General features: G+C 54.3%; 23 protein-coding genes and 1 tRNA gene. 14 read left to right on the top strand and 10 right to left on the bottom strand.

Going from position 1 to position 23,503, the window contains the following annotated elements; genetic code table 11:
• Nucleotides 1-163: 163 nt before the first annotated feature.
• The 6 genes from ACJJI4_RS02510 to ACJJI4_RS02535 form a co-directional block, all read right to left on the bottom strand.
• Entirely contained in the window at nucleotides 164-604 is a 441-nt protein-coding gene (locus ACJJI4_RS02510) for a hypothetical protein (RefSeq protein WP_444926943.1), read from the bottom strand.
• The gene (locus ACJJI4_RS02515; RefSeq protein ID WP_444926944.1) at nucleotides 594-1,082 is read right to left on the bottom strand and encodes a hypothetical protein; all 489 of its coding nucleotides are present in this window, start codon (nucleotides 1,080-1,082) and stop codon (nucleotides 594-596) included. The genes ACJJI4_RS02510 and ACJJI4_RS02515 overlap by 11 nt, the downstream gene beginning before the upstream one ends.
• Nucleotides 1,082-1,330: a helix-turn-helix transcriptional regulator gene (locus ACJJI4_RS02520; RefSeq protein ID WP_444926945.1), complete on the bottom strand. Its 249-nt coding sequence runs from the start codon at nucleotides 1,328-1,330 to the stop codon at nucleotides 1,082-1,084. The genes ACJJI4_RS02515 and ACJJI4_RS02520 overlap by 1 nt, the downstream gene beginning before the upstream one ends.
• Before the next feature lie 107 nt (nucleotides 1,331-1,437).
• Entirely contained in the window at nucleotides 1,438-2,448 is a 1,011-nt protein-coding gene (locus ACJJI4_RS02525) for a DUF6387 family protein (RefSeq protein WP_444926946.1), read from the bottom strand.
• 68 nt (nucleotides 2,449-2,516) lie between these two features.
• Nucleotides 2,517-3,755 (bottom strand): tyrosine-type recombinase/integrase, encoded by a 1,239-nt coding sequence (locus tag ACJJI4_RS02530; RefSeq protein WP_444926947.1) that lies wholly within the window; start codon nucleotides 3,753-3,755, stop codon nucleotides 2,517-2,519.
• Between the two features lie 163 nt (nucleotides 3,756-3,918).
• Nucleotides 3,919-4,005 (bottom strand) — tRNA-Leu (locus tag ACJJI4_RS02535).
• Nucleotides 4,006-4,183: 178 nt separating this feature from the next.
• Here ACJJI4_RS02535 and queA point away from each other — a divergent pair.
• The 4 genes from queA to secF all read left to right on the top strand — a co-directional run bounded on the left by queA (nucleotide 4,184) and on the right by secF (nucleotide 9,491).
• The gene (gene queA, locus ACJJI4_RS02540) at nucleotides 4,184-5,257 is read left to right on the top strand and encodes a tRNA preQ1(34) S-adenosylmethionine ribosyltransferase-isomerase QueA (protein ID WP_413664693.1); all 1,074 of its coding nucleotides are present in this window, start codon (nucleotides 4,184-4,186) and stop codon (nucleotides 5,255-5,257) included.
• 14 nt (nucleotides 5,258-5,271) lie between these two features.
• Nucleotides 5,272-6,390 carry a tRNA guanosine(34) transglycosylase Tgt gene (gene tgt / locus ACJJI4_RS02545; protein ID WP_444894765.1) on the top strand — a complete coding sequence of 373 codons (1,119 nt, stop codon included), beginning with the start codon at nucleotides 5,272-5,274 and terminating at the stop codon, nucleotides 6,388-6,390.
• Between the two features lie 219 nt (nucleotides 6,391-6,609).
• Nucleotides 6,610-8,478, top strand: coding sequence for a protein translocase subunit SecD (gene secD, locus ACJJI4_RS02550; protein WP_444926948.1), 1,869 nt, complete (start codon nucleotides 6,610-6,612; stop codon nucleotides 8,476-8,478).
• 11 nt (nucleotides 8,479-8,489) lie between these two features.
• On the top strand, nucleotides 8,490-9,491 hold the full coding sequence (secF, locus tag ACJJI4_RS02555) for a protein translocase subunit SecF (RefSeq protein WP_413664696.1): 1,002 nt from the start codon (nucleotides 8,490-8,492) through the stop codon (nucleotides 9,489-9,491).
• Nucleotides 9,492-9,596: 105 nt separating this feature from the next.
• On the opposite strand, the gene ACJJI4_RS02560 is transcribed toward secF, so the two are convergent.
• From ACJJI4_RS02560 to pyrC, 3 genes are all read right to left on the bottom strand, one after another.
• Nucleotides 9,597-9,791, bottom strand: a complete 195-nt coding sequence (locus tag ACJJI4_RS02560) for a PFL_1563 family small protein (RefSeq protein ID WP_413664697.1) — start codon at nucleotides 9,789-9,791, stop codon at nucleotides 9,597-9,599.
• Between the two features lie 170 nt (nucleotides 9,792-9,961).
• Nucleotides 9,962-10,633, bottom strand: coding sequence for a ribonuclease T (gene rnt, locus ACJJI4_RS02565; protein ID WP_282931564.1), 672 nt, complete (start codon nucleotides 10,631-10,633; stop codon nucleotides 9,962-9,964).
• Between the two features lie 130 nt (nucleotides 10,634-10,763).
• A complete protein-coding gene (pyrC, locus tag ACJJI4_RS02570; protein ID WP_413664698.1) occupies nucleotides 10,764-11,795 on the bottom strand; it encodes a dihydroorotase in 1,032 nt (343 codons plus the stop codon).
• A 319-nt stretch (nucleotides 11,796-12,114) separates the two neighbouring features.
• Between pyrC and ACJJI4_RS02575 the strand changes: the two genes are divergently transcribed.
• The 10 genes from ACJJI4_RS02575 to ACJJI4_RS02620 all read left to right on the top strand — a co-directional run bounded on the left by ACJJI4_RS02575 (nucleotide 12,115) and on the right by ACJJI4_RS02620 (nucleotide 22,301).
• A complete protein-coding gene (locus ACJJI4_RS02575) occupies nucleotides 12,115-13,335 on the top strand; it encodes an argininosuccinate synthase (protein ID WP_413664699.1) in 1,221 nt (406 codons plus the stop codon).
• 155 nt (nucleotides 13,336-13,490) lie between these two features.
• On the top strand, nucleotides 13,491-14,945 hold the full coding sequence (ccoN, locus tag ACJJI4_RS02580; RefSeq protein ID WP_413664700.1) for a cytochrome-c oxidase, cbb3-type subunit I: 1,455 nt from the start codon (nucleotides 13,491-13,493) through the stop codon (nucleotides 14,943-14,945).
• 11 nt (nucleotides 14,946-14,956) lie between these two features.
• On the top strand, nucleotides 14,957-15,574 hold the full coding sequence (ccoO, locus tag ACJJI4_RS02585; protein ID WP_413664701.1) for a cytochrome-c oxidase, cbb3-type subunit II: 618 nt from the start codon (nucleotides 14,957-14,959) through the stop codon (nucleotides 15,572-15,574).
• Nucleotides 15,575-15,592: 18 nt separating this feature from the next.
• Nucleotides 15,593-15,826 (top strand): cbb3-type cytochrome oxidase subunit 3, encoded by a 234-nt coding sequence (locus tag ACJJI4_RS02590; protein WP_413664702.1) that lies wholly within the window; start codon nucleotides 15,593-15,595, stop codon nucleotides 15,824-15,826.
• Nucleotides 15,826-16,734, top strand: coding sequence for a cytochrome-c oxidase, cbb3-type subunit III (ccoP, locus tag ACJJI4_RS02595; RefSeq protein WP_444891806.1), 909 nt, complete (start codon nucleotides 15,826-15,828; stop codon nucleotides 16,732-16,734). Before ACJJI4_RS02590 ends, ccoP begins: the two co-directional genes overlap by 1 nt.
• Nucleotides 16,735-16,873: 139 nt before the next feature.
• A complete protein-coding gene (gene ccoG, locus ACJJI4_RS02600; protein ID WP_413664704.1) occupies nucleotides 16,874-18,292 on the top strand; it encodes a cytochrome c oxidase accessory protein CcoG in 1,419 nt (472 codons plus the stop codon).
• Nucleotides 18,293-18,377: 85 nt separating this feature from the next.
• The gene (locus tag ACJJI4_RS02605; RefSeq protein WP_413664705.1) at nucleotides 18,378-18,902 is read left to right on the top strand and encodes a FixH family protein; all 525 of its coding nucleotides are present in this window, start codon (nucleotides 18,378-18,380) and stop codon (nucleotides 18,900-18,902) included.
• Nucleotides 18,899-21,331 (top strand): heavy metal translocating P-type ATPase, encoded by a 2,433-nt coding sequence (locus tag ACJJI4_RS02610; RefSeq protein ID WP_444926949.1) that lies wholly within the window; start codon nucleotides 18,899-18,901, stop codon nucleotides 21,329-21,331. Before ACJJI4_RS02605 ends, ACJJI4_RS02610 begins: the two co-directional genes overlap by 4 nt.
• A gap of 34 nt (nucleotides 21,332-21,365) precedes the next feature.
• Nucleotides 21,366-21,551, top strand: a complete 186-nt coding sequence (gene ccoS / locus ACJJI4_RS02615) for a cbb3-type cytochrome oxidase assembly protein CcoS (RefSeq protein ID WP_108732140.1) — start codon at nucleotides 21,366-21,368, stop codon at nucleotides 21,549-21,551.
• Nucleotides 21,552-22,301: a sulfite exporter TauE/SafE family protein gene (locus ACJJI4_RS02620; RefSeq protein WP_444926950.1), complete on the top strand. Its 750-nt coding sequence runs from the start codon at nucleotides 21,552-21,554 to the stop codon at nucleotides 22,299-22,301. It begins immediately after the preceding gene.
• A 27-nt stretch (nucleotides 22,302-22,328) separates the two neighbouring features.
• Here the strand turns inward: ACJJI4_RS02620 and nadC are convergent, their stop codons facing one another.
• Nucleotides 22,329-23,183, bottom strand: coding sequence for a carboxylating nicotinate-nucleotide diphosphorylase (nadC, locus tag ACJJI4_RS02625; RefSeq protein ID WP_444926951.1), 855 nt, complete (start codon nucleotides 23,181-23,183; stop codon nucleotides 22,329-22,331).
• Between the last annotated feature and the right edge of the window lie 320 nt (nucleotides 23,184-23,503).

The following is a 23,503-nucleotide window of genomic DNA, read 5'->3' on the forward strand; positions in this document are numbered from 1 at the left end:
CCCTGTTACACCTTATTGCTGTAACACTTTTGGGGTAACAGAAAGGTGTGACAGCGGAAAGCCAGTAAATACGGGGCTTTCAGCCATGCTGTAACACCTGCACACCTGTAACACCTTTTTTAAGAGGGGGTAAGATCGCCCCGAATAGAGGCAATAGTCTTATTTACCGTGGTGATAAATTTGGCGGTAGGGAAACCGCTACGTCCTTAGGCTCCGTAAACCGTTTTGCATCACGTAAGTTGGCCAGACGGATACGTTTTGCTTTGTCCTGTTCGTGATATTCATCATCGCTGTAATGATGTAATCGCGCCAAGATCGCTAATTTAGCCTGATAGAAAAGCCATGCTTCCGAGTTAGCGGTAGGGATACAACTATCGTTATAAAGAATAATTCGCCTCGGATCAGGATCTCCTCTCAAGGAGATTGCTGCCGCTCTTTTGGGTGTAATTCTGACACTGAAAAGTACAGGGTGCTCTTCATAGTAGACAAATGATCTGCTGCTAAAACCAACTGGCTTATATTTGCGATTCAGTAATGCATAGCGACCACATGGCTGTAAATCTAGGCAATATGGCATGGCGAGGGCACGTATATTAGCTGACATTTTTAAGCCCTCCATTGCGAAGCTCTAGGGCATCAGCTTCCTCTGATGGGTGGTATTCCAATTGGATACCATCCCAAGCTAACCAACCTCCCAGAGAGAGACCTGCTCTAAGGCGGTAAAGGTTCACCACCTCAGTATCAGGAAGTCCTAGTGCTATTGTATTAGGGGAGGAGAGATACCAATGGGCGCGGCCATGTTGCTGATCAACAATAGGGTTAAATGAGTCAGAACCTACCGCTAGAAACGCTGCTTCACCCGTTGGCCATAGAAACAAAAGCAACTCATAACCAGGGATAGGGCAGCCCATATCAAATGTCTCCATGATTGAGCTGAGGAAGAGTTTCCGATCTTCAGGGCTTAGGTTTGAATTCGAAAGAAGTATTTTCTGCTCAAACTCAGCGCTTTCTGTTTTCCGATAGCTTCGAGCAAATTCAGCTACTTGCTGGTGTGTGTAGGGAGAGAAGGCACGAAGAGTCATTACTTGCCTCCCGCACGAGAAATAGCAACTCGATTTTGCACCCATTGGCAAACCTCAGAAGAGAGCCAACCACTGGCGCGCTCACCAAGTTTGATAGGGGTGGGGAACTCACCTTTTTTTACCAGGGCATAGATGTAAGTCTTCTTGAGCCCAGTCTGATGCTCTACCTCTGGTAGGCGCAAAATAGGGTCGCTCGGCGGGTTAGGTAAAACATCCGGCACTTGGGGATGAGTATTTGAGAGGGTCATTTTCGGTCTCCTTAACAAACCACAGTGAACGTCTGTGGCGGTGAGGAGATTGAATCAGCTTTAAAAGGCGATTGCCGGACCTTTAGGTAGCATCAAAATTCAGGATTTTAAGAAGCGCTATTTTTCCAGTGAGATTTTTGCTCCCAATCTAATGACCTATGAAGAGCTGTTAGTAACTCGGTTTCCATGCAGCGAAAAGCATATGGTAGGCAGACTTTCTTAATCTTATCCTCATTAACTAGTTCATCAGTTAATGTATCTCCAGGAAAAACAAGCCTCAAATAATCTGCATTTGATAAAATTTCCCCCTCAACCACGGACCAGATATATAGATCGATCAATGCCGGAACACGATAGTCCCTTACTTTGTTCATATCGATCCGGCGGGTATCACGCTTTTGTAATGATGGGCCCAAAAACAGCTGTCCCTTAAAACCTGGGTCTAATAGTCTTTCAGGAGCAGCCTGTAATAATTTTCGTAGCTTCGGTAGCAGTTCTTTTAACTCTGAAACTATCTGCTCATCCCTTGCCATCAAATCAATATTCAATGCTGCTAGGCCATGATGATAGTCATAAGCTTCTCGATAATATTGATCAATTGATATATCTTCTAATTCAGGGAAAATCTCCTCATTACGATGATATCGAGCCCTCGATTCAGCCACGTCCTCGGCAAATTCTTCATCAGTAAAGCCCTTTGGAGCACCATCTCCCAAATCATCAAACATCCTAATAACATCTCCAACTCCCATTGGTCTTACTGAAGAACATCTATATTCCTGTGACCTTAGCCAAGCGGGTGTCCAAGTTGAGGAGTCAATCGGTTCTTCGGGGTATTGTTCAAGGGATACGTAATCACGTATATCAAAGGATTTAAGCTTCCTATATTCAGCATCATCCTCTCTAAAAGCTGTGAGGCAAGATCTCATTTCCTCTGCAATTTCTGAATTATTTGAATTACGCTTAAAAAAGTTACCCCCGGTCAAATGTAATAGCCATGAGCAAGTATTTGATCGGTCTAGCAAAAATTTAAATAGAGAAAGGTCTTTTTTCTCATTTAGTTTTTTATAGTCTTCAATTCGAAAAATTTCCCTAGCTTTCAGAAAAGAAGATGACATATCTATTTCCCTGTTGGATTAAAAAATAAAGGCGAGAGCGATTGTTCTTCTTAGTGTTCAACTTTGTGTTAACCCTGCTTCGCAAAAATAGGAACTACCTTCCCGCTCCCCCGCATCTCATCAAGGTAATTTGCCCACCACTGCATCATCTCTTTTCGTTCATCCATATAACGAGCGTGGTGGGTATATGCAGCCCTCACCCCATTTCTCTCCATGTGGGAAAGCTGCCTTTCAATGGCATCAGGATTAAAACCGGTCTCATTCAGGATTGAGGAAGCAGTAGCGCGGAAGCCATGGGGGTTTGCTTTACTTCTTCCCTCTTGGGAGCCGTCCCAGCCCATTTTAAAAATTGCCTTACGCATAGTGTTATCGGACATGGGTCGGGCTCTTTCGCGCTCAGAGGGGAAAAGCAGAGGATATTGGCCACTGATGGGCTTTAATTCCTCCAAGACAGCACAGGCTTGGGTAGATAGCGGTACTATATGATCCGTTCCCATCTTCATACGCTCGCCAGGGATACGCCATAGAGCAGACTCGAAGTCGAACTCTTCCCAGCGTGCGCAGCGCAATTCGCCAGGTCTAACAAAGGTAAGGATTAATAGCTGTATAGCTAGCTTGGTTAGTGCCCGCCCGCGTTCCTGATAAAAGTCCAGTTCTTTTAAGAAACTGGGTAATTCTTCGCGGGGAAGGGAGGCCCTATGACTACTTTTACGGCCGCGTAGAATGCCAGTTAATTCACTGGCGGGGTTGTGAGTGAGTTTGCCCATTTGCACTGCATAACGACAAACCCGGCGAATATCTTGTAGAACCCGCTGAGCAACATCCATTGCATCCCGATCTTCAACATCGCGAACAATGGCAATTACATCTTGGGGATGAATATCGGCAATAGGTTTTTGCCCAATTCGGGGGAAGGCGTTATCGCGTAACCTAGACCATACACGCTGGGCGTGATTTTCAGTCCAGGTTCCTTTCTGATGTTTCCACCAGTCTTCAGCCACAGTAGCAAAGCTGCGGTCTATGTTTTCTCGAAGCTGATGTTTTTCAATTTTTCTTTGTACTGAAGGGTCTTGGCCGTTCTCTAGTAATTGCCTTGCTTCAATTACTTTATTTCGTGCCTGTTTGAGACTAACAGAAGGGTAAACTCCCAAGGCTAGCGTTTTCTGCCGTCCTTGGAACCTGTACTTAAGCCGCCAATACTTGGAGCCGGTGGGTTTGATTAGCAGGCGTAATCCCTGCCCATCTGTAAGCCACTGATCCTTGTCGCTTGGTTTGGCCTGTTTGATTTGGGTATCTGTAAGGGCCATTGGTGCTACCAGTTTCTAAATTGAACTAGGTAGCACCAAATGTAGCACCAGATAGCACCGGATGACAATGAACGAGAGCGGAGGGCTTTGTACATTCCAGATAGCAGAAAGCCCCGATTTACGGGGCTTTCTGAACGATTCCGAACTTCTTCGGATCTTGATTTGGTACCAGAGGCCGGACTCGAACCGGCACGCTTTTAAGGGCGGGGGATTTTGAATCCCCTGTGTCTACCAATTTCACCACTCTGGCACTTTCGCTGCTCGACCTTGGGGTCGGTGCGAAGAGGGCGTGATTATAGCAATGCTTTCGCTTGGGTCAACCAGTGATTTCAATAACTTAGCGCATTTTCTGTCGTCCCAGTTAACAGCTCCTAAAATTTCCTATAACCTTCGCGACCTCTCCATAGTTTCTAGATTTCCAGGATTCCATGCAGCGTCAGGACTTTGACTTTCATCTGCCCGATGAGCTGATCGCCCGCGCGCCCACCGAGGAGCGCCGTGGCAGCCGTCTTTTGTGTCTGGATGGGCCCAGCGGGGCCATTGCACATCGGCAGTTCCCAGATATTCTCGATCAGGTCCAAGCTGGTGACCTGATAGTCTTTAACGATACCCGGGTGATCCCGGCGCGTTTGTTCGCGCAGAAGGAGACCGGCGGTAAGTTGGAAATCCTGGTGGAGCGGGTGCTCAACGAGACGGATATCTGGGCCCACGTGCGCTCCAGTAAGTCGCCTAAGCCCGGTTCTACCATCGTCCTTGAAGACGGCACCCGTATAGAGGTGACCGGCCGCAAGGATGCGCTGTTTGAATTGTCCTTCCCCAAAGAAGAGGGTGTGCTGGCGATTCTGGATCGCCTCGGCCATATGCCGCTGCCTCCTTATATTGATCGTGAAGACGATGCCAGCGATCGCGAGCGCTACCAAACCGTATACGGCCGCAACGCCGGTGCTGTGGCCGCGCCGACGGCGGGGCTGCACTTTGATGATGAGATGATCGGCGCATTGCGGGATAAAGGTGTCGAGGTTGTCTTCGTTACCCTGCATGTGGGTGCCGGTACTTTCCAGCCGGTGCGCGTGGACAATATTTATGAGCACCAGATGCACAGTGAAGTGCTGGATGTCTCCCAGGATGTGGTGGATGCGGTAACTGCTTGCCGCGCTCGCAATGGCAGCGTGATTGCTGTGGGTACCACCAGCGTGCGCGCGCTGGAAAGTGCGGCGCGCAGTGGCCAGTTACAGGCCACGGTAGGGGAGACAGATATCTTTATTTATCCCGGTTATGAATTCCAGGTTGTGGATAAGTTGGTCACCAACTTCCATCTACCGGAATCCACCTTGTTGATGCTGGTGAGTGCCTTCGCGGGGTACCAGCATACGATGGCCGCTTATAAGGCCGCAGTTGAGGAGCGCTATCGTTTCTTTAGTTACGGCGATGCCATGTTTATTACCCGCGATCCCAATGCCAAAAAAGAAGAAGTAGCACCAGCGAAAGGAGATACCCAGTGAGCCGCGAATGTTTTATGCAGTTTGAAGTGGATACCACTGATGGCAAGGCCCGTCGCGGTCGCTTGCGCTTCCCTCGCGGTGTAGTGGAAACCCCGGCGTTTATGCCGGTGGGCACTTACGGCACCGTGAAAGGCATGTTGCCGAGGGATATCGAAGGGATCGGTGCACAGATTATTCTGGGCAACACCTTCCACCTGATGCTGCGCCCGGGTACCGAAGTGGTTAAAGCCCACGGTGACCTGCACGACTTTACTCAATGGTCCGGCCCGATCCTTACCGACTCCGGCGGTTTCCAGGTGTTTAGCCTGGGTGAACTGCGCAAGATTACGGAAGAGGGGGTTTCTTTCCGTTCGCCTATCGATGGCAGCCCGGTATTCCTGGACCCGGAAGAGTCCATGCGCGTTCAGCGGGACCTGGGTTCCGATATCGTCATGATCTTCGATGAGTGCACCCCTTATCCGGCCACTACCGATGAAGCGCGCAAATCTATGGAGTTGTCCCTGCGCTGGGCGGAGCGCTCCAAGAAGGCTCACGGCGATAGCCCGTCGGCGCTGTTCGGTATTGTGCAGGGCGGTATGTACCCGGAGTTGCGCGATGTGTCCCTGCGCGGCCTGACCGAGATTGGATTCGATGGCTATGCCATTGGCGGCCTGTCTGTGGGGGAGCCGAAAGATGAGATGATTAAGGTGCTGGATCACCTGGCTCACAAGATGCCGGAAGATAAGCCGCGCTACCTGATGGGCGTGGGCAAGCCGGAGGATATTGTCGAGGCGGTGCGCCGCGGTGTGGATATGTTCGACTGCGTCATGCCCACTCGCAATGCGCGCAACGGCCACCTGTTTACCTTCGAAGGTGTGGTGAAAATCCGCAACGCCAGGCACCGTCATGATACGGGTCCCTTGGAGGAAGAGTGCGATTGCTACACCTGTGAGAATTTCTCTCGCGCTTACCTGCACCATCTGGATCGCTGCGGTGAAATTCTCGGTGCGCAGCTGAATACGATTCACAATTTGCGCCACTACCAGCGCTTGATGCAAAAGCTGCGCGATGCCATTGCCGCCAATGAGTTGGAGGCTTATGTCGCCGAGTTCTACCGTGGTCTGGGCCGCGAGGTTCCGGCGCTGGAGGCCTGATCAGGCGTCGCTTTTACCCTGCCTGGGGTGCTGCCCGTCTCATTGCGGCACCCCTGTAATTTGTCCGTTCCCACGATCCCCGTATAATCAGCCCCCACTTTTATTGGGGGCGGTGTACCTTGCATTCTGCGTATACTGCCCGCATATCCAGGCAAATTGCTTAGGCAGATTGCCAAGATTTACCGGCCCTCGGGGTCACACTAGAACAATGAGAACAGCATGAATCGCTACCCGATCTGGAAGTACTTTCTGATTCTCGCGGTTGTGGCCTTTGGCCTGATGTACGCCGCGCCCAATCTCTATAAGCCGGACCCTGCCGTGCAGATTTCCGGGCAATCCAGTGCACTCACCATCGGCCCCGATGTCCTTGCGAATGCACAAAAAGCCCTGGATGAAGCGGGTATTGCTCACTTCGGCGGCGAAGTTGGGGACAAGTCAGTACTGATCCGCTTGAACTCCATGGAGGAGCAGTTGCCGGCTAAAGAGGCGATTCAAAAAGCTCTTGGTACCGCAAACTATGTTGTCGCCCTGAACCTGGCTTCCACCACGCCCCAATGGATGAAAGATATCGGCGCTAGCCCGATGAAGCTCGGTCTGGACCTGGCGGGTGGTGTGCACTTCCTGATGGAAGTCGACACCAACACCATCGTCAAGAACAACATGGAAAGCTACGAGCAGGAAGTGAAAAGCAAACTGCGCGAAGCCAAGGCCCGTTACCGCAATGTGGAATTGGTGGATGATCGCGAGATTATTGCCCGCTTCCGCAACGATGAGCTGCGCAGCTTGGCGATGTCCACTATGCGCAAGGAATTTCCGCAGCTTCAACTGCGCGAGTCCGGCAGCGGCGAAAACCTGGAGATCCGCGCAACCCTGACCGATCAGGAAATCAAGCAGCTGGAAGATTACGCAGTAACCCAGAACCTCACCACCCTGCGCAACCGGGTGAACGAGCTGGGTGTTGCTGAGCCGATCGTACAGCGTCAGGGCCGCAACCGTATCGTTGTGGAGCTGCCCGGTGTACAGGACACCGCAGAGGCCAAGCGTATTATCGGTAAAACTGCCAACCTCGAATACCGTATGGAAGCTCGCCCGGATGAGCTGGTTTCCAACAAGGAATACTTCGAGTACCGCGATGATCGCCAGGCGCAGATGTATGGTGGTGCCTGGTTGGAGCGCCAGATCATTATCAAGGGTGACAGCGTTACCAATGCCCGCGTCGGTTACGACGAGAGCGGTTTCCCGCAGGTAAATATCACCCTCGACGCCCGTGGCGGCGAGATGATGCACCGCGCTACCTGGAAAAATGTCGGTCGCCGTATGGGTACCCTGTTTATCGAGACTCGCTTTGAGCCGGTAACCGAGATCGACGAAAACGGTAACGAAGTTACCGTGCAGAAGCGCACCGAAGAGAAGAAGATTATTAATCTGGCCACGGTACAGAGTGCCTTGGGCAAGCAGTTCCGCACCACCGGTCTGGACAGCCCGGCTGAAGCTCAGGAACTGGCCCTGCTGCTGCGTGCTGGCGCCCTGGCTGCGCCCATGTACTTTGTGGAAGAGCGTGTGATCGGCCCATCTTTGGGTGCCGATAACATCAAGGTGGGTGTGCAATCCGTACAGATCGGTCTGCTGGCCGTGATTATCTGTATGCTGATTTCCTACCGCGTATTTGGCTTGGCCGCGAACCTGGCCCTGGCGGTGAATATGATCCTGCTGGTGGCGGTGATGTCGCTGTTGGGTGCAACCCTCACGTTGCCTGGTATCGCCGGTATCGTATTGACCGTGGGTATGGCGGTGGATGCCAACGTGCTTATCTTCTCGCGAATACGGGAGGAACTCAGGAATGGGATGCCTCCCCAAACAGCGATCAGTGCCGGTTTTGACAATGCTTACAGCACCATTGTGGATGCGAACATCACCACCCTGATTGTGGCGGTGATTCTGTATGCCATCGGTTCCGGCCCGGTACAGGGCTTCGCGGTAACCCTGTCTATCGGTATTCTCACCTCCATGTTCAGTGCCATCATGGGTACGCGAGCAATTGTTAACTTGTTCTACGGCGGTCGCCGTGTGCAGAAGCTCTGGATTTAAGGGAGTCAGTCATGAGTGAGACCAAAGTGGATAACGGCAAAATTACCGAGTACATGGGCAAGCGCGTCTACGACTTTATGCGCTGGCGCAAGATCGCCGGGATTGTCTCGGTGGTGCTGGTACTTTCCTCCATCGCCGCACTGGCAATGAACGGCCTGAAGTTCGGCTTGGACTTTACCGGTGGTACCCAGGTTGAAGTGGGCTATGAGGTAACGCCTTTTATTAGCGACGTGCGCGATCAGCTGGAAGCAGCGGGTTACGACGGTGCCACGGTAGTGAATTTTGGTTCTGAGAAGGACCTGCTGATCAAGTTGCCCCCTGTGGTGACCGAGGAAGAAATCCAGATCAGCGCTACCGATCAGGAAACAACGACACCGATCGGTGACAAGGTTGTGGCTCTCCTGAGAGAGGGGAGTGAGGGTGATGTTGAGCTGCGCCGTGTCGAGATGGTCGGCCCACAGGTAGGTGCCGAGCTGCGTGACGACGGCGGCCTGGGCATGATGCTGGCCCTGTTTATGGTGATGATCTACGTTGCCCTGCGCTTCCAGTACAAGTTCTCTTTCGGCGCTGTAGCGGCTCTGGGCCACGATGTGATTATCGTACTGGGCTTCTTTGCGGTGATGGGGTTGGACTTCGATTTAACCGTACTGGCGGCAGTACTGGCGGTGATCGGTTACTCCCTGAACGATACCATTGTGGTATCGGACCGTATCCGCGAGAACTTCCGCAAGGTGCGTAAGGCTGAGTCTGAGGAAATTATCAATATCTCTATCAGCCAGACCCTGGGCCGTACCTTTATGACGTCCTTCACCACCTTGCTGGTGCTGTGGGCGCTGCAGTTCTTCGGTGGCGAATTGATCCACAACTTCTCCCTGGCCTTGATCGTGGGTGTGGTTGTGGGTACTTACTCCTCTGTTTACGTAGCTGCCAACGTGCTGATGGCTTTGAATATCAACAAAGAAGACCTGATGCCGCCGGTGAAAGAGGGCGCAGAACTGGAAGAAATGCCCTGATGTGAATGAGAAGTGGCTGCGTTGACGCAGCCATATTCGAGCGGCCCCGGCCGCGCTTTGCTGCTAATCAGCGGAGCGCCGTCGGGGTTTTTTATTGCGCGGAGTTTAGGCTCTGGGCTTTTTGCCGAGGGTGATGTGCTTGGGGCCGGAAGTGTTGGTCTGGCCGCTCACCCCTTTGGGCACCTGCTCGATCTCACCGCCACCGGCGAGGAACGCCTTTACCTGCTCCTCGATACTTTCGCTGGTCTCGAGGGGAGCGGCTTGTTTGCGATTGGAGGAAGAGGAAGGTTTCTTGGCCACGGCGCTATCCGGTTTTTATGTGTAAGCGGGCCATATTAGCACGGCTTGCACAAAAAATCACCCAAGTGGCCAGAGTCTGCACATAGCGGGTGTTTTGTCGACAGCTTTCGAATAATTCTGTCGTTTTTGGATAAATCGGGCTGCTGCGAGGCAGCCCGGAAGATAGTGCGTTATTCAGCTTCTTCTGTGGTCTCTTCGGTTTCCAGCGGCCAACCGCCCATCTCTTTCCACTTGTTCACGATGCCGCAAAACAGGGTTGCGGTTTTTTCTGCGTCGTACTCGGCGGAGTGGGCGCAGTTGTTATCAAACTCGATTCCGGCAACCTGGCAAGCTTTGGCCAGTACAGTCTGGCCGTAGGCGAGGCCGGCGAGACTGGCAGTATCGAAGCAGGAGAACGGGTGGAATGGGTTGCGCTTGATGCCGGTCCGCTCGACGGCTGCATTGACGAAGCCCAGGTCGAAGTGGGCATTGTGGGCAACCACAATGGCGCGGGTGCAGCTGTGCTTTTTCACGGCGCTGCGAATCTTGCGGAACAGCTCGGGGATGGCGATTTCTTCCGGCCAGGCGTCGCGGTCCGGGGATTCCAGGTCGATGCCAATAAAGTCGAGAGCGGATTGCTCAACGTTGGCGCCTTCAAAAGGCTCCAGGTGGAAACTGTGGGTCTCCAGCGGGAAGAGGTTGCCGGAGTCATCCATGTCGAGGATAACCGCAGAAATTTCCAGCAGTGCATCGGTGCGGGCGTTAAAGCCGCCGGTTTCAAGGTCGATGACCACGGGCAGAAAGCCTCGGAATCGCTGGGCGAGAGAGCTTTTTGGTCCTGTGGGTTCTTCGGCGGGTGTCACGGTGGTTCCTTGTAAATCTTGTCTTCAGGCCAGCAGCATTTGGCGCTGGTGGGGCAGGGTATTGTATTCGAATTGCGGCGCCTGCCGGGAGTGTTCTCCTTGCAGGCGCTGTAATCAGGGCACTCGCCGATTACGCAAGTTGCCAGTTTAAGGTTTCACCGGCTGCGAGGGGAATCAGATTTTCACCACCCATATCTAGTTTTTCCGGCAGGGTCCAGGGGCTCTTGACCAGGGTGATGGTGCCCTCGTTGCGCGGCAGCTCGTAGAAGTCGGGGCCGAACTCACTGGCAAAGCCTTCCAGCTTGTCCAGTTTGCCCGCGCGCTCGAATACTTCGGCGTAGAGCTCAATAGCGGAGTAGGCGGTATAGCAACCGGCGCAACCACAGGAGTGTTCTTTCTTGTGGTGGGCGTGTGGGGCTGAATCGGTACCGAGGAAAAACTTCGGGTTACCGCTGGTGGCCGCTTCGATCAGTGCATTTTGATGGTAGCCGCGCTTGAGGATCGGCAGGCAGTAAAAATGCGGCTGGATACCGCCAACCAGCATATGGTTGCGGTTGTACAGCAGGTGGTGCGCGGTGATGGTTGCGGCAACGCCTTCGCGGGCGCCCTGTACAAACTCTACTGCTTGGGCGGTGGTGATATGTTCAAACACCACTTTCAGCGTGGGGAAATCATCTACCAGGCGGGACAGGGTTTTCTCGATAAAAGCCTGCTCGCGGTCGAAGATATCGATATCGCTGGTGGTCACTTCACCGTGTACCAGCAGCTTCATACCGCAGGCCTGCATCTCTTCCAGGGCCGGGTAGATGTTGGCGATATCGGTAACGCCGGAATCGGAGTTGGTGGTCGCGCCCGCTGGGTACAGTTTGGCAGCGATAACACCGGCTTCATGAGCCTTGCGAATAACGGCAGCGTCGGTCTTGTCGGTGAGGTAGATCACCATCAAGGGTTCGAAGTTGGTGTCGGCGGGAACATTGGCGTTGATACGTTCCTTATATGCCACTGCACTTTCGGCATCGGTCACAGGGGGTACCAGGTTGGGCATTACAATCACGCGGCGGAATTGTTTTGCAGCATCGGGCACGGTACGCCCGAGAGCGGCGCCGTCGCGCAGGTGAATGTGCCAGTCGTCGGGGGCGCGCAGGGTAATTTGCTCCGTCATGGTACTCCGTAAAGCTTCTTAGCGTAGTGAGTCGTTGTGCGGCGCGAATGCTACCCGAAGCTGTACAAAATTGCGATGCACGAAAAGGTTAAAAATCAATCAATTGTGCTTACTCGCGCCTTGGCGCTAGTCGATCGCGAGCTTAGGCGCTACAATCGCGCCCCGACAAAGAGTGTGGGTATTGTTGTGCCCGCAATTTACCGATCCTGGGCATATCTCCAAGAATAACTCCCCCAGACCGACACTAGTTTCGCGTAGTGGCATTCCCCGTCTCCGCGTTTTTGTCGCGGCGACGTATTTCCGGCAGCAGAGGACAGCAATGAGCAAAATCGAAAAGGTGGTACTGGCATACTCCGGTGGATTGGATACGTCAGTAATCGTGCGATGGTTGCAGGAGACTTACGGTTGTGAAGTGGTGACTTTCACCGCTGATATCGGCCAGGGTGAAGAGGTGGAACCGGCCCGTGCCAAGGCCGAGGCCCTCGGGGTTAAAGAGATTTATATCGACGATCTGCGCGAAGAGTATGTGCGCGATTTCGTTTTCCCGATGTTCCGCGCCAATGCGATTTATGAAGGGGAGTACCTGCTGGGTACCTCTATTGCGCGCCCGCTGATTGCCAAGCGCCTGATTGAGATTGCCAACGAGACTGGCGCCGATGCCATTTCCCACGGTGCTACCGGTAAAGGTAATGACCAGGTGCGCTTCGAACTGGGCGCCTACGCGCTGAAGCCGGGCATCCAGGTAATCGCTCCCTGGCGCGAGTGGGACCTGAACTCCCGCGAAAAGCTGATGCAGTACTGCGAGCAGCACAATATTCCGGTGGACTTCTCTTCCAGCAAGAAGAAATCCCCTTACTCCATGGATGCCAACCTGCTGCACATCTCTTACGAGGGCGGCAACCTCGAAGATCCCTGGGCGGAAGCCGAAGAGGATATGTGGCGCTGGAGCGTGAGCCCAGAGGCGGCTCCGGAAGAACCCACCTACATTACTTTGGGTTTTGAGAAGGGCGATCCTGTTTCTATCGACGGTGAGCGCTTAAGCCCTGCTACTTTGCTTGAGAAGCTGAACAAGTTGGGCGGAGCCAACGGTATCGGTCGTCTGGATATCGTGGAAAACCGCTACGTGGGAATGAAGTCCCGCGGCTGCTACGAAACACCGGGCGGCACCATTTTGATGAAGGCGCACCGCGCCATTGAGTCCATTACCCTGGATCGCGAAGTTGCGCACATGAAGGATTCCCTGATGCCGCGCTACGCCGAGCTGGTTTACAACGGTTACTGGTGGTCCCCGGAGCGCAGCATGCTGCAGGCTGCGATCGATGAGTCCCAGGATGTGGTTAACGGCGAAGTTCGCCTGAAACTGTACAAAGGCAGCGTGAGTGCTGTGGGCCGTCGCTCTGCGGACAGCCTCTTCGATGAGCGTATCGCTACCTTCGAAGACGATGCTGGCGCTTACGACCAGAAGGATGCGGAGGGCTTTATCAAGCTCAACGCCCTGCGTCTGCGCATTGCCGCAGGTAAAGGAAGAAAATTGATTTAGTTGATTTAGATCAGCAATCACCGGGCAAGGATGCGCTTAAATCCTTATCCGGCCAATAGTAACCACAGTGCCTCACACATTGTGGTTACACACCTTCTGTGGTGGGCCAGTCCCGCACAGTGGAACAGAATCTTAAAAGCAACGGAAGTAAAAACATGACGACAACGGTGGCAAAGACCGGCCCTGTGCCGGACTATGACTACAATATCGTGCGCCAGTTCACCATCATGTCCGTGGTCTGGGGCATTTTTGGTATGGGCATGGGCGTATTGATCGCAGCCCAGCTAGCCTGGCCTGAACTCAACGACTTTTGGCAGCCCTTCTCGCACTTCGGGCGCTTGAGGCCCCTGCACACCAATGCGGTAATTTTCGCCTTTGGTGGTAGTGTTCTCTTTGCCACTTCTTACTATGTGGTACAGCGTACCTGTCAGGTCCGCCTTTGGGGTGGCTGGCTGATCCCCTTCACCTTCTGGGGATGGCAGGCCGTTATCGTCGCCGCGGCAATTACTCTGCCGATGGGCTTCACTTCCACCAAGGAATACGCTGAGCTCGAGTGGCCTATCGATATCCTGATTGCCCTGGTTTGGGTTGCTTACGCGCTGGTGTTCTTCGGCACCATCATGAAGCGTAAGACTTCTCACATTTACGTGGCGAACTGGTTCTTCGGTGCTTACATCGTAACTATTGCTGTTCTCCATATCGTTAATAACCTGGAGATTCCTGTTGGCCCGTTCAAGTCCTACTCTATCTATTCGGGCACTAAGGACGCAATGATCCAGTGGTGGTATGGCCACAACGCAGTAGGGTTCTTCCTGACTGCAGCCTTCCTCGGCATCATGTACTACTTCGTACCTAAGCAAGCTGGTCGTCCGGTTTATTCCTACCAGCTGTCTATCGTTCACTTCTGGGCACTGATCTCCCTGTACGTATGGGCTGGTGGTCACCACCTGCACTACTCAGCGCTGCCCGACTGGGCTCAGAGCCTGGCGATGGTTATGTCCCTGATTCTGCTGGCACCTTCCTGGGGCGGTATGATCAACGGCATCATGACCCTGTCTGGCGCATGGCATAAGCTGCGCACCGACCCGACCCTGCGCTTCCTGGTGGTATCCCTGTCCTTCTACGGTATGTCTACCTTCGAAGGTCCGATGATGTCCATCAAGACTGTAAACGCTCTGTCACACAACACTGACTGGACCGTTGGTCACGTACACTCCGGCGCTTTGGGCTGGGTTGCGATGATCTCTATCGGTGCTCTGTATCACCTGGTTCCGGTTCTGTGGAAACGCCGCGAAATGTATAGCTCCAAGCTGATCAACGCGCACTTCTGGCTGGCCACTGTAGGTACTGTTCTGTACATCGCCGCTATGTGGGTTAACGGTATTACCCAGGGCCTGATGTGGCGTGCATTTAACGCCGACGGCACCCTGACTTACAGCTTCGTAGAGAGTGTTGTAGCCAGCCATCCGGGCTATGTAGTTCGCTGGTTGGGCGGCGCCATGTTCCTGGTGGGTATGCTGCTGATGGCTTACAACGTTTACCGCACGATTACCGAGAAGGTAAACGATGCCGAAGCCGATAACACCGTTCGAGCAGTGCCTGCGGCATAGGAGTTTAGATCGTGAAGAATCATGACCTCGTAGAAAAAAACATCGGCTGGATGATCTTTTTCACCATTATCGCCATCAGTTTCGGCGCCCTGGTTGAGATCGTTCCGCAGTTCTTTACCAAGGATAACTACACGCCGCTGCCGGGGCAGAAGCCGCTGACAGCAATGGAGCTGGAAGGTCGCGATATCTACATTCGCGAAGGCTGCCACGTTTGCCACACTCAGATGATTCGTCCTCTGCGTGCGGAAGTTGAGCGTTACGGCCACTACTCCATGGCTCAGGAATCCATTTACGAGCACCCCTTCCTGTGGGGCTCCAAGCGTACCGGTCCAGACCTGGCGCGCGTAGGTGGACGCTACTCTGATGAATGGCAGCGCGCGCACTTGTACAACCCGCGTAGCGTTGTGCCTGAGTCAATCATGCCTGCTTACCCCTGGTTGTTCGACAATGTGGTAACTGGCGAATACACCGCACGTAAGATGGAAGCGCTGCGCTTCGTCGGTGTGCCCTACACCGATGACGACATCGCCAACGCCGCTGAGCCTTTCAAAGGTGGCAAGGTCAAGGAAATTGACGCGCTGGTCGCTTACTTGCAACAGCTGGGTACCCTGGTTACCCAAAAACGCTAATAGCGAGGAAGGAAACTCGTGACTATTGAAACTTTGCGGGAAATCGGTCTGGTTCTGGGCTCTGTGGCTTTTCTGGCTATCTGCTGGTGGGCCTTCTCTCCGAAGCGCAAGAAGCGCTTCGAAGAAGATGCCAATTTGCCATTTGCCGATGAAGAGCGACAAGCCGACAAGGACAAGTCGGCCGCTCAGCAGGACGAATCCAATTCCGGGGATAAACCCGGAGCCAATCGAAAACAGGGGCAGGATAAGTAATGAGTACATTCTGGAGTGTGTGGGTAATTGTGCTCACCCTCGCCAATCTGGCGTTGATTACCTGGGTACTGTTCGCCAACCGAAAGGTGGCAGTGGATGACCAGGCTGAACCGGAAAACAAAACCACGGGCCACGTTTACGACGGCATCGAGGAATACGACAACCCGCTGCCCAAGTGGTGGTTCATGTTGTTCGTCGCCACCCTGGTGTTCTCTGCGGGATATCTGGTGGTTTACCCGGGTCTGGGTAACTTCAAAGGTGTTGGCGACTGGACTTCTGTCGGTGCATTGGAAGCTTCCCAGGCCAAGGCTCAGGAGAGATTCCACGAAACCTTCGGTAAGTACGAAAATATGCCGATCGAGCAAATTGCGCAGAGCCCCGAAGCCATCAAGATGGGTTCCCGGATCTTCGCTAACAACTGTGCGGTATGTCACGGTGCAGATGCCGGCGGTAACTTCGGCTTCCCGAACCTGACTGATAACGCCTGGCTGTACGGCGGCACCCCGGAGAAAATCCTGGAAACCCTGTACAACGGTCGTCAGGGCATGATGCCTCCTCAGGGTCCGGTGATCGGTGAAGAAGGTGTTAGAAATGCGACAGAGTATGTTCTCTCCCTGAACGGCCTGGAGCACGACACCGCCATGGCCGCCGAAGGTCAGAAGGTATTCAACACCGTGTGTATGGCTTGTCACGGTATGGATGCCAAAGGCAACCAAATGCTGGGTGCGCCGAACCTGACCGACGACATCTGGTTATACGGTAGCAATCGCGAACAGATCCAACACACTATTCGCGGTGGCCGTACAAATATGATGCCCGCGCAAAAAGATAAACTGCGTGAAGACAAAATCCGCCTCGTAGCGGCCTATGTCTACAGCCTGTCCCAGCAGGAAGAAGAAAAGCAGTAATTAACTATTGAGGCCCGGCATTTGCTGGGCCTTGTTTTATCAAGGGACTCCGGGCGCTGCAGGGACGGAGAAAAAAGCCTCAACATAAGGGGCTACCTGGCCCACGTACAAGATGTGCCCGTGCGAGAGTGAGGTTTGTGTGAGTGATTTAATTCCAACCCGTGAGGAACAGGAAGGTGATGGCGAAGTTCGCTATCGCATGCTGTATGAGTCGGAAGACAAAGTCTACATCCGACATATCAAGGGTGTTTTCACCCGTGTTCGCAAATATACCGGCCTGCCTTTGCTGCTGGCTTTCTTCTTCCTACCCTGGATCAATATCGACGGGCGCCAGTCGGTCTTCTTTGATCTCCCCACCCGCCAATTCCATATTTTCTGGACTACTTTCGGCCCCCAGGACGGCTTCCTTCTAGGTTGGCTGCTGATCATTGCCGCCTTCGCGCTGTTTGCGGTCACCACATTGCTGGGCAGGGTGTGGTGTGGCTTCACCTGTCCGCAGACTGTCTGGACCATGATGTTTATCTGGGCAGAAAGGGTTTGTGAAGGCGATCGCAACAAGCGAATGAAGCTCGATAAGGCCCCCTGGAACCTGGAAAAGGTTCTGCGCAAGGGTGGCACACACACCATTTGGCTGTTGATCTCGCTGGCAACTGCACTGGCATTTGTGGGTTATTTCTACGGTGTGCGCGAGCTGGTGGTGGATCTGGCGACGTTTAACGCGCACCCGCAGGGTGTTTTCTGGGTCGCTTTCTTCACTTTTGCCACCTATATGAACGCCGGCTTCCTGCGTGAGCAGGTGTGTAAATACATGTGCCCCTATGCCCGTTTCCAGTCGGTGATGTACGACGAGGATACGCTGGCGGTTTACTACGATGCCAAGCGGGGTGAGACCCGTGGTCCGCGCAAAAAGAACGTGGATTACAAGGCGGAAGGTATGGGCGACTGTATCGACTGCTACTGGTGTGTTCAGGTGTGTCCGGTGGATATCGATATCCGCGACGGCATGCAGTACGAATGTATCAACTGTGGCCTCTGTGTCGATGCGTGTAATAGCGTGATGGACAAGATGGGCTATGAGCAGGGCTTGATTCGCTTCACCTCTGAGGACGAATTGCAGGGTGGAAAGACCCGCTTCCTGCGCCCGCGCCTATTTGGCTACGCGTTGATACTGGTTGCGATGACCGGCCTGTTTGCACAGCAAGTGATGACTCGAAGCCCAATCGAGGCAGAAATCACTCGCGACCGCGGTGCTCGTATGTTCCGTGAGTCCCAGGGACAGGTGCAAAATGTCTACACGGTAAAAATCAACAATATGGATCAGGCTCCCCACGAATTCACCATAAAGGTGGAAGGTAAGCCTGAATACGATTACTCCATTCGCAAGCCGAAGACGATTTACCTGGTGCCTGGAGAGATGTTCTCCGTTCCCATTCGGGTAAGCGTTCCCAGAGACCAGCTGAAGGATACCAAGCACGATATCGAGATTGTTGTCCAAGCAGTCGACAATCCTGAGCTGGTTGATAAGCACCGAACGGTGTTTATTGGTCCAAAGCAGTAGACGGGACGCCAATCCCGTTGCAAAGTACGGGCCCGCCCAGGCGGGCTCGACTTTTGTGCACAAACGGTAACTTTTTGGTAACGCGATGAATGAATCAACCCCAAAACCCTGGTACCGGGAACCTTGGGCGTGGATGGTACTGGCCCCACTGATTACAGTGGTGGTTGTCTCCACAATTACAGTCTCGATAGCGGTGCGCTTTGCTGACGATAAAGTCAGTGATACTTACTACAAAGACAGCCGCATGTATCACTTCAGCGCCGAGCAGGACTTGCGTGCGAAAGAGCTGGGTTTGGCCGCTTTGGTCCAGTTTCAGCCGTCTGAAAAATCGGTTGTCGTGGAGCTGAATGGCGACCTCGACTACCCCAAGGCCCTACTGCTCACATTGAGCCACCCGGTGGAGTCTGACCTGGATAAGCATATCGAGCTCTCCCAGCTCTCCGTGGGCCGCTACCAGGGCACCTTGCCTGAAGGCGTTGGGAATCGCTGGTATCTCCGCTTGATGCCGGAACTCGATCCCGATGCGCATCAGGACGCCAACTGGCGCCTGAAAGGTGAAATCAACTTCGATCTCGGCAATGCCGCGCCACTGAACGCAGTAACTCAATGACTTCGTCTTCCTCCACCTGTTATCACTGCGGACTCCCAGTCCCTCCCGGCAGCAACCACTCGGTGGTTATCGACGGGGCCGCCCGGGATATGTGTTGTCCAGGCTGTGAGGCGGTAGCCAGCGCTATCGTGTCCGGTGGTCTGGATGGCTTTTATCGCTTCCGGGAGAAGGAGAGTGACAGGCCGGAGGAAGCTCAACCCCAGGACCGCTGGGCGGCATACGATTTGCCGGAAGTGCAGCAGCAGTTTGTCCACGACTGGGATAACGGCAACAAGATTGCTTCGCTGTTGATTAGCGGTATTACCTGTGCGGCCTGTGTGTGGTTGATAGAAAAGCACCTGGGGCAGTTGGACGGGATTGAGAAGGTCTCTGTCAACGCCAGTACCCAGCGTGCCCAGATCGGTTTTAATCCCGACAAGATCAAACCCAGTGAGCTGTTTGGCGAACTGGAACGGATTGGCTACCGGCCGGCCCCGGCCACTGCGGCCAACCAGGAAAGTGTGATCCAGAGCGAACACCGCGCCGCCCTGCGCCGCCTGGGTGTCGCCGGACTCGGCACCATGCAGGTGATGATGTTTGCCATCGCCCTGTATTTTGGTGCTGCAGCGGAAGAGGGCGTCGGCGAGTTTGAGCGCTACTTCCGCTGGGTTTCTCTGCTGGTGGCAACGCCAGTGGTTTTCTATGCGGCGCGTCCATTTTTCAGTGCCGCTTTGCGCAGTCTGCGCGCCCGACACCTGAGTATGGATGTGCCGGTGTCCCTGGCGATTGGTATGGCCTATGTCGCCAGCTTTTACGCCACGGTATTTGGCACCGGCGAGGTGTACTTCGAATCTATCTCCATGTTCACCTTCTTCCTGTTGTTGGGACGAACGGTGGAGATGCGCGCCCGCCATCGGGCTGGCTTAGCCAGCGGTGGTCTGGCTCAGTTGCTGCCGATGACGGCGGCCAAATACCAAGGTGACGATATTGTCCATGTACCGGTGGCCGCATTGGTCGCTGGGGATAAAGTCTTATTGCGCCCGGGAGACACTATCCCCGCCGATGGGGAGGTGCTGGAGGGCGTTAGTGGTGTGGATGAATCCCTGCTCAGTGGTGAATCGGCACTGCAGCAGAAGTCTGCAGGCAGTCCGGTTTATGCCGGTAGTGTCAACGGCGATTCCACCCTGACTATTCGAATTACGGCAGCGGGGCAGTCGACTCGCCTGTCCGCCATTGAGCGCCTGGTAGAACGGGCGCAGTTAGATAAACCCAACCAAGTGGCCCTGGCAGATCGGGTCGCGGGTATTTTTGTCGGTGTCGTTCTATTCGCGGCACTAGCGGCGTTTGTTGTCTGGTGGCAAATCGATCCCAGTCGCGCTTTTTGGGTATCCCTGTCTGTGCTGGTGGTGACTTGCCCCTGTGCACTGTCGCTGGCAACCCCTGCTGCCCTGGCCTCTGCCACCCTGCGTTTACAGCAGTTGGGACTTCTTGTGGCTGGAGGCAGCCTACTGGAAACGCTGCCGCGTATCGGCCGGGTGCTGTTCGACAAGACCGGTACCCTGACGCGCGGTGAGCCGAGAATCCTGCATATTGATTTGCTGCGGGCCAACTGGAGCGAGCAGCGGGTTAAGGATGTTGCCGCTGCCCTGGAATCCCAGACCAATCACCCCCTGGCCAGGGCCTTCCGTGCCTGGCGTGGCAATCTCATCGCCACTGATCTGAAAGTTCATACCGGGGCTGGTCTGGAAGGGCAGATCGAGGGGGACAGTTACCGACTGGGTAAGGCGAGCTTTGTCTCCAGTGAGGATGTTTCTACACCCGAAGGGGAGGGGCAGTGGCTGCTGCTCGGCGACTCCCTGGGTCCTATTGCCTGGATTGCGTTGGGGGATAAGTTACGGGACTCGGCAACCACCGCTGTTGAGGGTTTGACTGAGCAAGGTCTTTCAGTGGAACTGCTCAGTGGTGACCAGTCTGCGGAAGTTGAGCGGCTGGCAGGGCGAGCGGGTATCGACAACTACCGCGCCGGTGCCTCGCCAGAGGACAAGCTCAGCCATATGAAGCAGCTGCAAAGCGATGGTGAGAAGGTGTTAATGGTAGGGGATGGCATCAATGATGTGCCAGTGCTCTCTGGTGCCGATGCCTCTGTGGCGATGATGTCTGCGGCGGATCTGGCCCAGTCCCGCGCCGATGCCATTTTGCTGAACGGAGATCTCGAAGTGCTGCCCAAAGCTATAGAGCTGGCGCACAAATGCCGCCGAATTGTGCGGCAAAATCTGGCATGGGCTCTGGGCTACAACGTGATTGCCCTGCCGCTGGCATTTTGCGGTCTGGTGCCGCCCTGGGCTGCAGCAATCGGTATGTCACTGAGTTCTCTGATCGTAGTGCTAAATGCGTTGCGCCTGTCCCGCGGACAGGAAGTCGACGAAAACCCTGTGAGCGCTGCGGCATAATCCCGTGCTTACAGAAAGAGAGGAGGTTTAACTGATGGAAAGTCTGTATTTCCTGATTCCCATTGCGGTGATTTTGGTTGGCTTTGCGGTGAAGCTCTTTTTCTGGGCCGTGAATAACGGACAGTACGATGACCTGGAAACGGAAGGTCGTCGCATTTTGTTTGATGACGATGATGTTCAGCAGGATAAATCTGACGCGGAAAGGAAGCAGGAGAAGTAAGTGGGGGACTGGGGTTTTTTAGCGGCGGCGCTAGCTATCGGTTTTTTGGGTAGCAGTCACTGCATCGGTATGTGTGGGGGAATCTCCGGAGCGCTGGGTATGGCGACACCGGGGAAAAAGACTGCTTGGGTGCAGCTGGGCTCTTACCAATTGGGTCGCCTGGGTAGCTATGCGCTGATGGGAGCGCTCGCCGGTGCCCTTGGTGCGGCGATATTGCCCGCTCTAACTCCACTGCGATTTGCTGCAGGGATCATGCTGATCCTTATGGCGCTGTATATCGGCGGTATCTGGCAGGGATTGGCTTGGATTGAAAAAGGGGGCCGTTACCTTTGGCGCTATGTGCAGCCACTATCGGCCAAATTGTTGCCGGTTCGCTCAGCGGGGCAGGCATTAGCACTGGGCTCCCTGTGGGGCTGGTTGCCCTGTGGTTTGGTTTACAGCGCGCTGACTTTTGCCCTGGCCCAGGGCAGTGCTGAGCGGTCTGCCCTGGCGATGTTTGCTTTTGGTCTGGGCACTGTGCCCGCCATGCTGGCTACTGGTGCTGCGGCGGCGCAGGTGCGTGGCATCGTGCAAAAGCCGGGGGTTCGCTATGGTTTCGCCGCAGCGATTTTGCTGTTTGGTATCTGGACCATTTGGGGGGCTATGGGCCACGGTGGACACGGAGACCACGCCAACCACGGGCAGATGAGCGGGATGGAAGCTCCCGCAGAAGACACGGAAGAGCAGGGACACCATCATCACCATCACTAAGCGCAGTGATGATGGGTCCTGTGGGCGCTAGAGATCGATTCGCAGGGATAGGTCGATAGCGCGCAGGTGCTTGGTCAGGCTACCGGAAGAGATATAGTCCACTTCCAGTTCAGCTAACTGAGCGATGCGATCCCGGTCGACACTGCCGGAAAGCTCAATTTTGGCTTTGCCTTTGGCCAGTTTCAGGGCCGTTCTAGTGTCTTCATCATTGAATTCGTCGAGCATAATCACGTCCACACCTACGGCGAGCGCCTGCTCCAGCTCTTCAATATTTTCCACTTCGACTTCAATCAGGGCTTCCGGCTTGATCACTCGCGCTTGGGCGACGGCGTGTTCAATGCCTCCGGCGGCGAAGATATGGTTCTCTTTGATCAGGAAGGCGTCGTAAAGACCGATGCGGTGATTGTGGCAGCCACCGCAAAGTACGGCGTACTTCTGTGCGCTGCGCAGACCGGGAATGGTCTTGCGCGTGTCGAGAATCTTCACCTCAGTGCCTTCAGCTCGCGCGGCGAACTCCGCAGCGGTTGTGGCAGTACCGGATAAGGTTTGCAGGAAATTCAGCGCAGCGCGCTCGCCGGTCAGGATGGCGCGGGCATTGCCTTCCAGCTCAAAAATAACGGCATTGGCGCTGATGCGGTCGCCGTCCTCGAAGTGCCAGGTGAGGACGAGCTCCGGGTCCAGGGCGTGGAATACAGCCTCTACCCAGGCGCGACCACTCAGAGTGCAATCTTCGCGGGTGATTACCCGGGCCCGCGCATTGCGGTCCTCTGGGATCAGCTGGGCGGTGATATCGCCACTACCAATATCTTCTTCCAGGGCCACCTGAACTGAGCGTTGCAGGTCGGCAGTGATATCGGGAATAGCCGTGTCTTGTGGTCGCATTGGGAAACCTCGAAATTAACGCCGGCGCAGTTTACCAAAACACTCGGGGTTTTGACTGCTCAACTCAGTCATTGGCAAGTAGCAGTTGGCTCTACGAATAGCTGTGATAGGTGTCTCAAATATGTCGCGGAACTGTGTAAAACAGCCCCATAACGCTAGTAGAATGCCGAAGAGCTAGGTTTGATCGCAATCTGAACTGTTCTCGGACAGGGCTGGGAATCGTTGCTCTTTCGCGATCAAAACTTGAGTGAAATCAAGAGCTTCGGCAGATTTTTCACAGATGATCGCGCCCGGAGATCGGCGGTTTGGAGATTCGATTA

The sequence above is a fragment of the Microbulbifer maximicatervae (SeqCode) genome (genome assembly GCF_052467305.1).

Coding starts and splice junctions, on each gene's coding strand:
- ACJJI4_RS02510 (WP_444926943.1), bottom strand. CDS start 604: ATGTCAGCTAATATACGTGCCCTCGCCATGCCATATTGCCTAGATTTA.
- ACJJI4_RS02515 (WP_444926944.1), bottom strand. CDS start 1,082: ATGACTCTTCGTGCCTTCTCTCCCTACACACACCAGCAAGTAGCTGAA.
- ACJJI4_RS02520 (WP_444926945.1), bottom strand. CDS start 1,330: ATGACCCTCTCAAATACTCATCCCCAAGTGCCGGATGTTTTACCTAAC.
- ACJJI4_RS02525 (WP_444926946.1), bottom strand. CDS start 2,448: ATGTCATCTTCTTTTCTGAAAGCTAGGGAAATTTTTCGAATTGAAGAC.
- ACJJI4_RS02530 (WP_444926947.1), bottom strand. CDS start 3,755: ATGGCCCTTACAGATACCCAAATCAAACAGGCCAAACCAAGCGACAAG.
- queA (WP_413664693.1), top strand. CDS start 4,184: ATGCAGCGTCAGGACTTTGACTTTCATCTGCCCGATGAGCTGATCGCC.
- tgt (WP_444894765.1), top strand. CDS start 5,272: ATGCAGTTTGAAGTGGATACCACTGATGGCAAGGCCCGTCGCGGTCGC.
- secD (WP_444926948.1), top strand. CDS start 6,610: ATGAATCGCTACCCGATCTGGAAGTACTTTCTGATTCTCGCGGTTGTG.
- secF (WP_413664696.1), top strand. CDS start 8,490: ATGAGTGAGACCAAAGTGGATAACGGCAAAATTACCGAGTACATGGGC.
- pyrC (WP_413664698.1), bottom strand. CDS start 11,795: ATGACGGAGCAAATTACCCTGCGCGCCCCCGACGACTGGCACATTCAC.
- ACJJI4_RS02575 (WP_413664699.1), top strand. CDS start 12,115: ATGAGCAAAATCGAAAAGGTGGTACTGGCATACTCCGGTGGATTGGAT.
- ccoN (WP_413664700.1), top strand. CDS start 13,491: ATGACGACAACGGTGGCAAAGACCGGCCCTGTGCCGGACTATGACTAC.
- ccoP (WP_444891806.1), top strand. CDS start 15,826: ATGAGTACATTCTGGAGTGTGTGGGTAATTGTGCTCACCCTCGCCAAT.
- ACJJI4_RS02605 (WP_413664705.1), top strand. CDS start 18,378: ATGAATGAATCAACCCCAAAACCCTGGTACCGGGAACCTTGGGCGTGG.
- ACJJI4_RS02610 (WP_444926949.1), top strand. CDS start 18,899: ATGACTTCGTCTTCCTCCACCTGTTATCACTGCGGACTCCCAGTCCCT.
- ccoS (WP_108732140.1), top strand. CDS start 21,366: ATGGAAAGTCTGTATTTCCTGATTCCCATTGCGGTGATTTTGGTTGGC.
- nadC (WP_444926951.1), bottom strand. CDS start 23,183: ATGCGACCACAAGACACGGCTATTCCCGATATCACTGCCGACCTGCAA.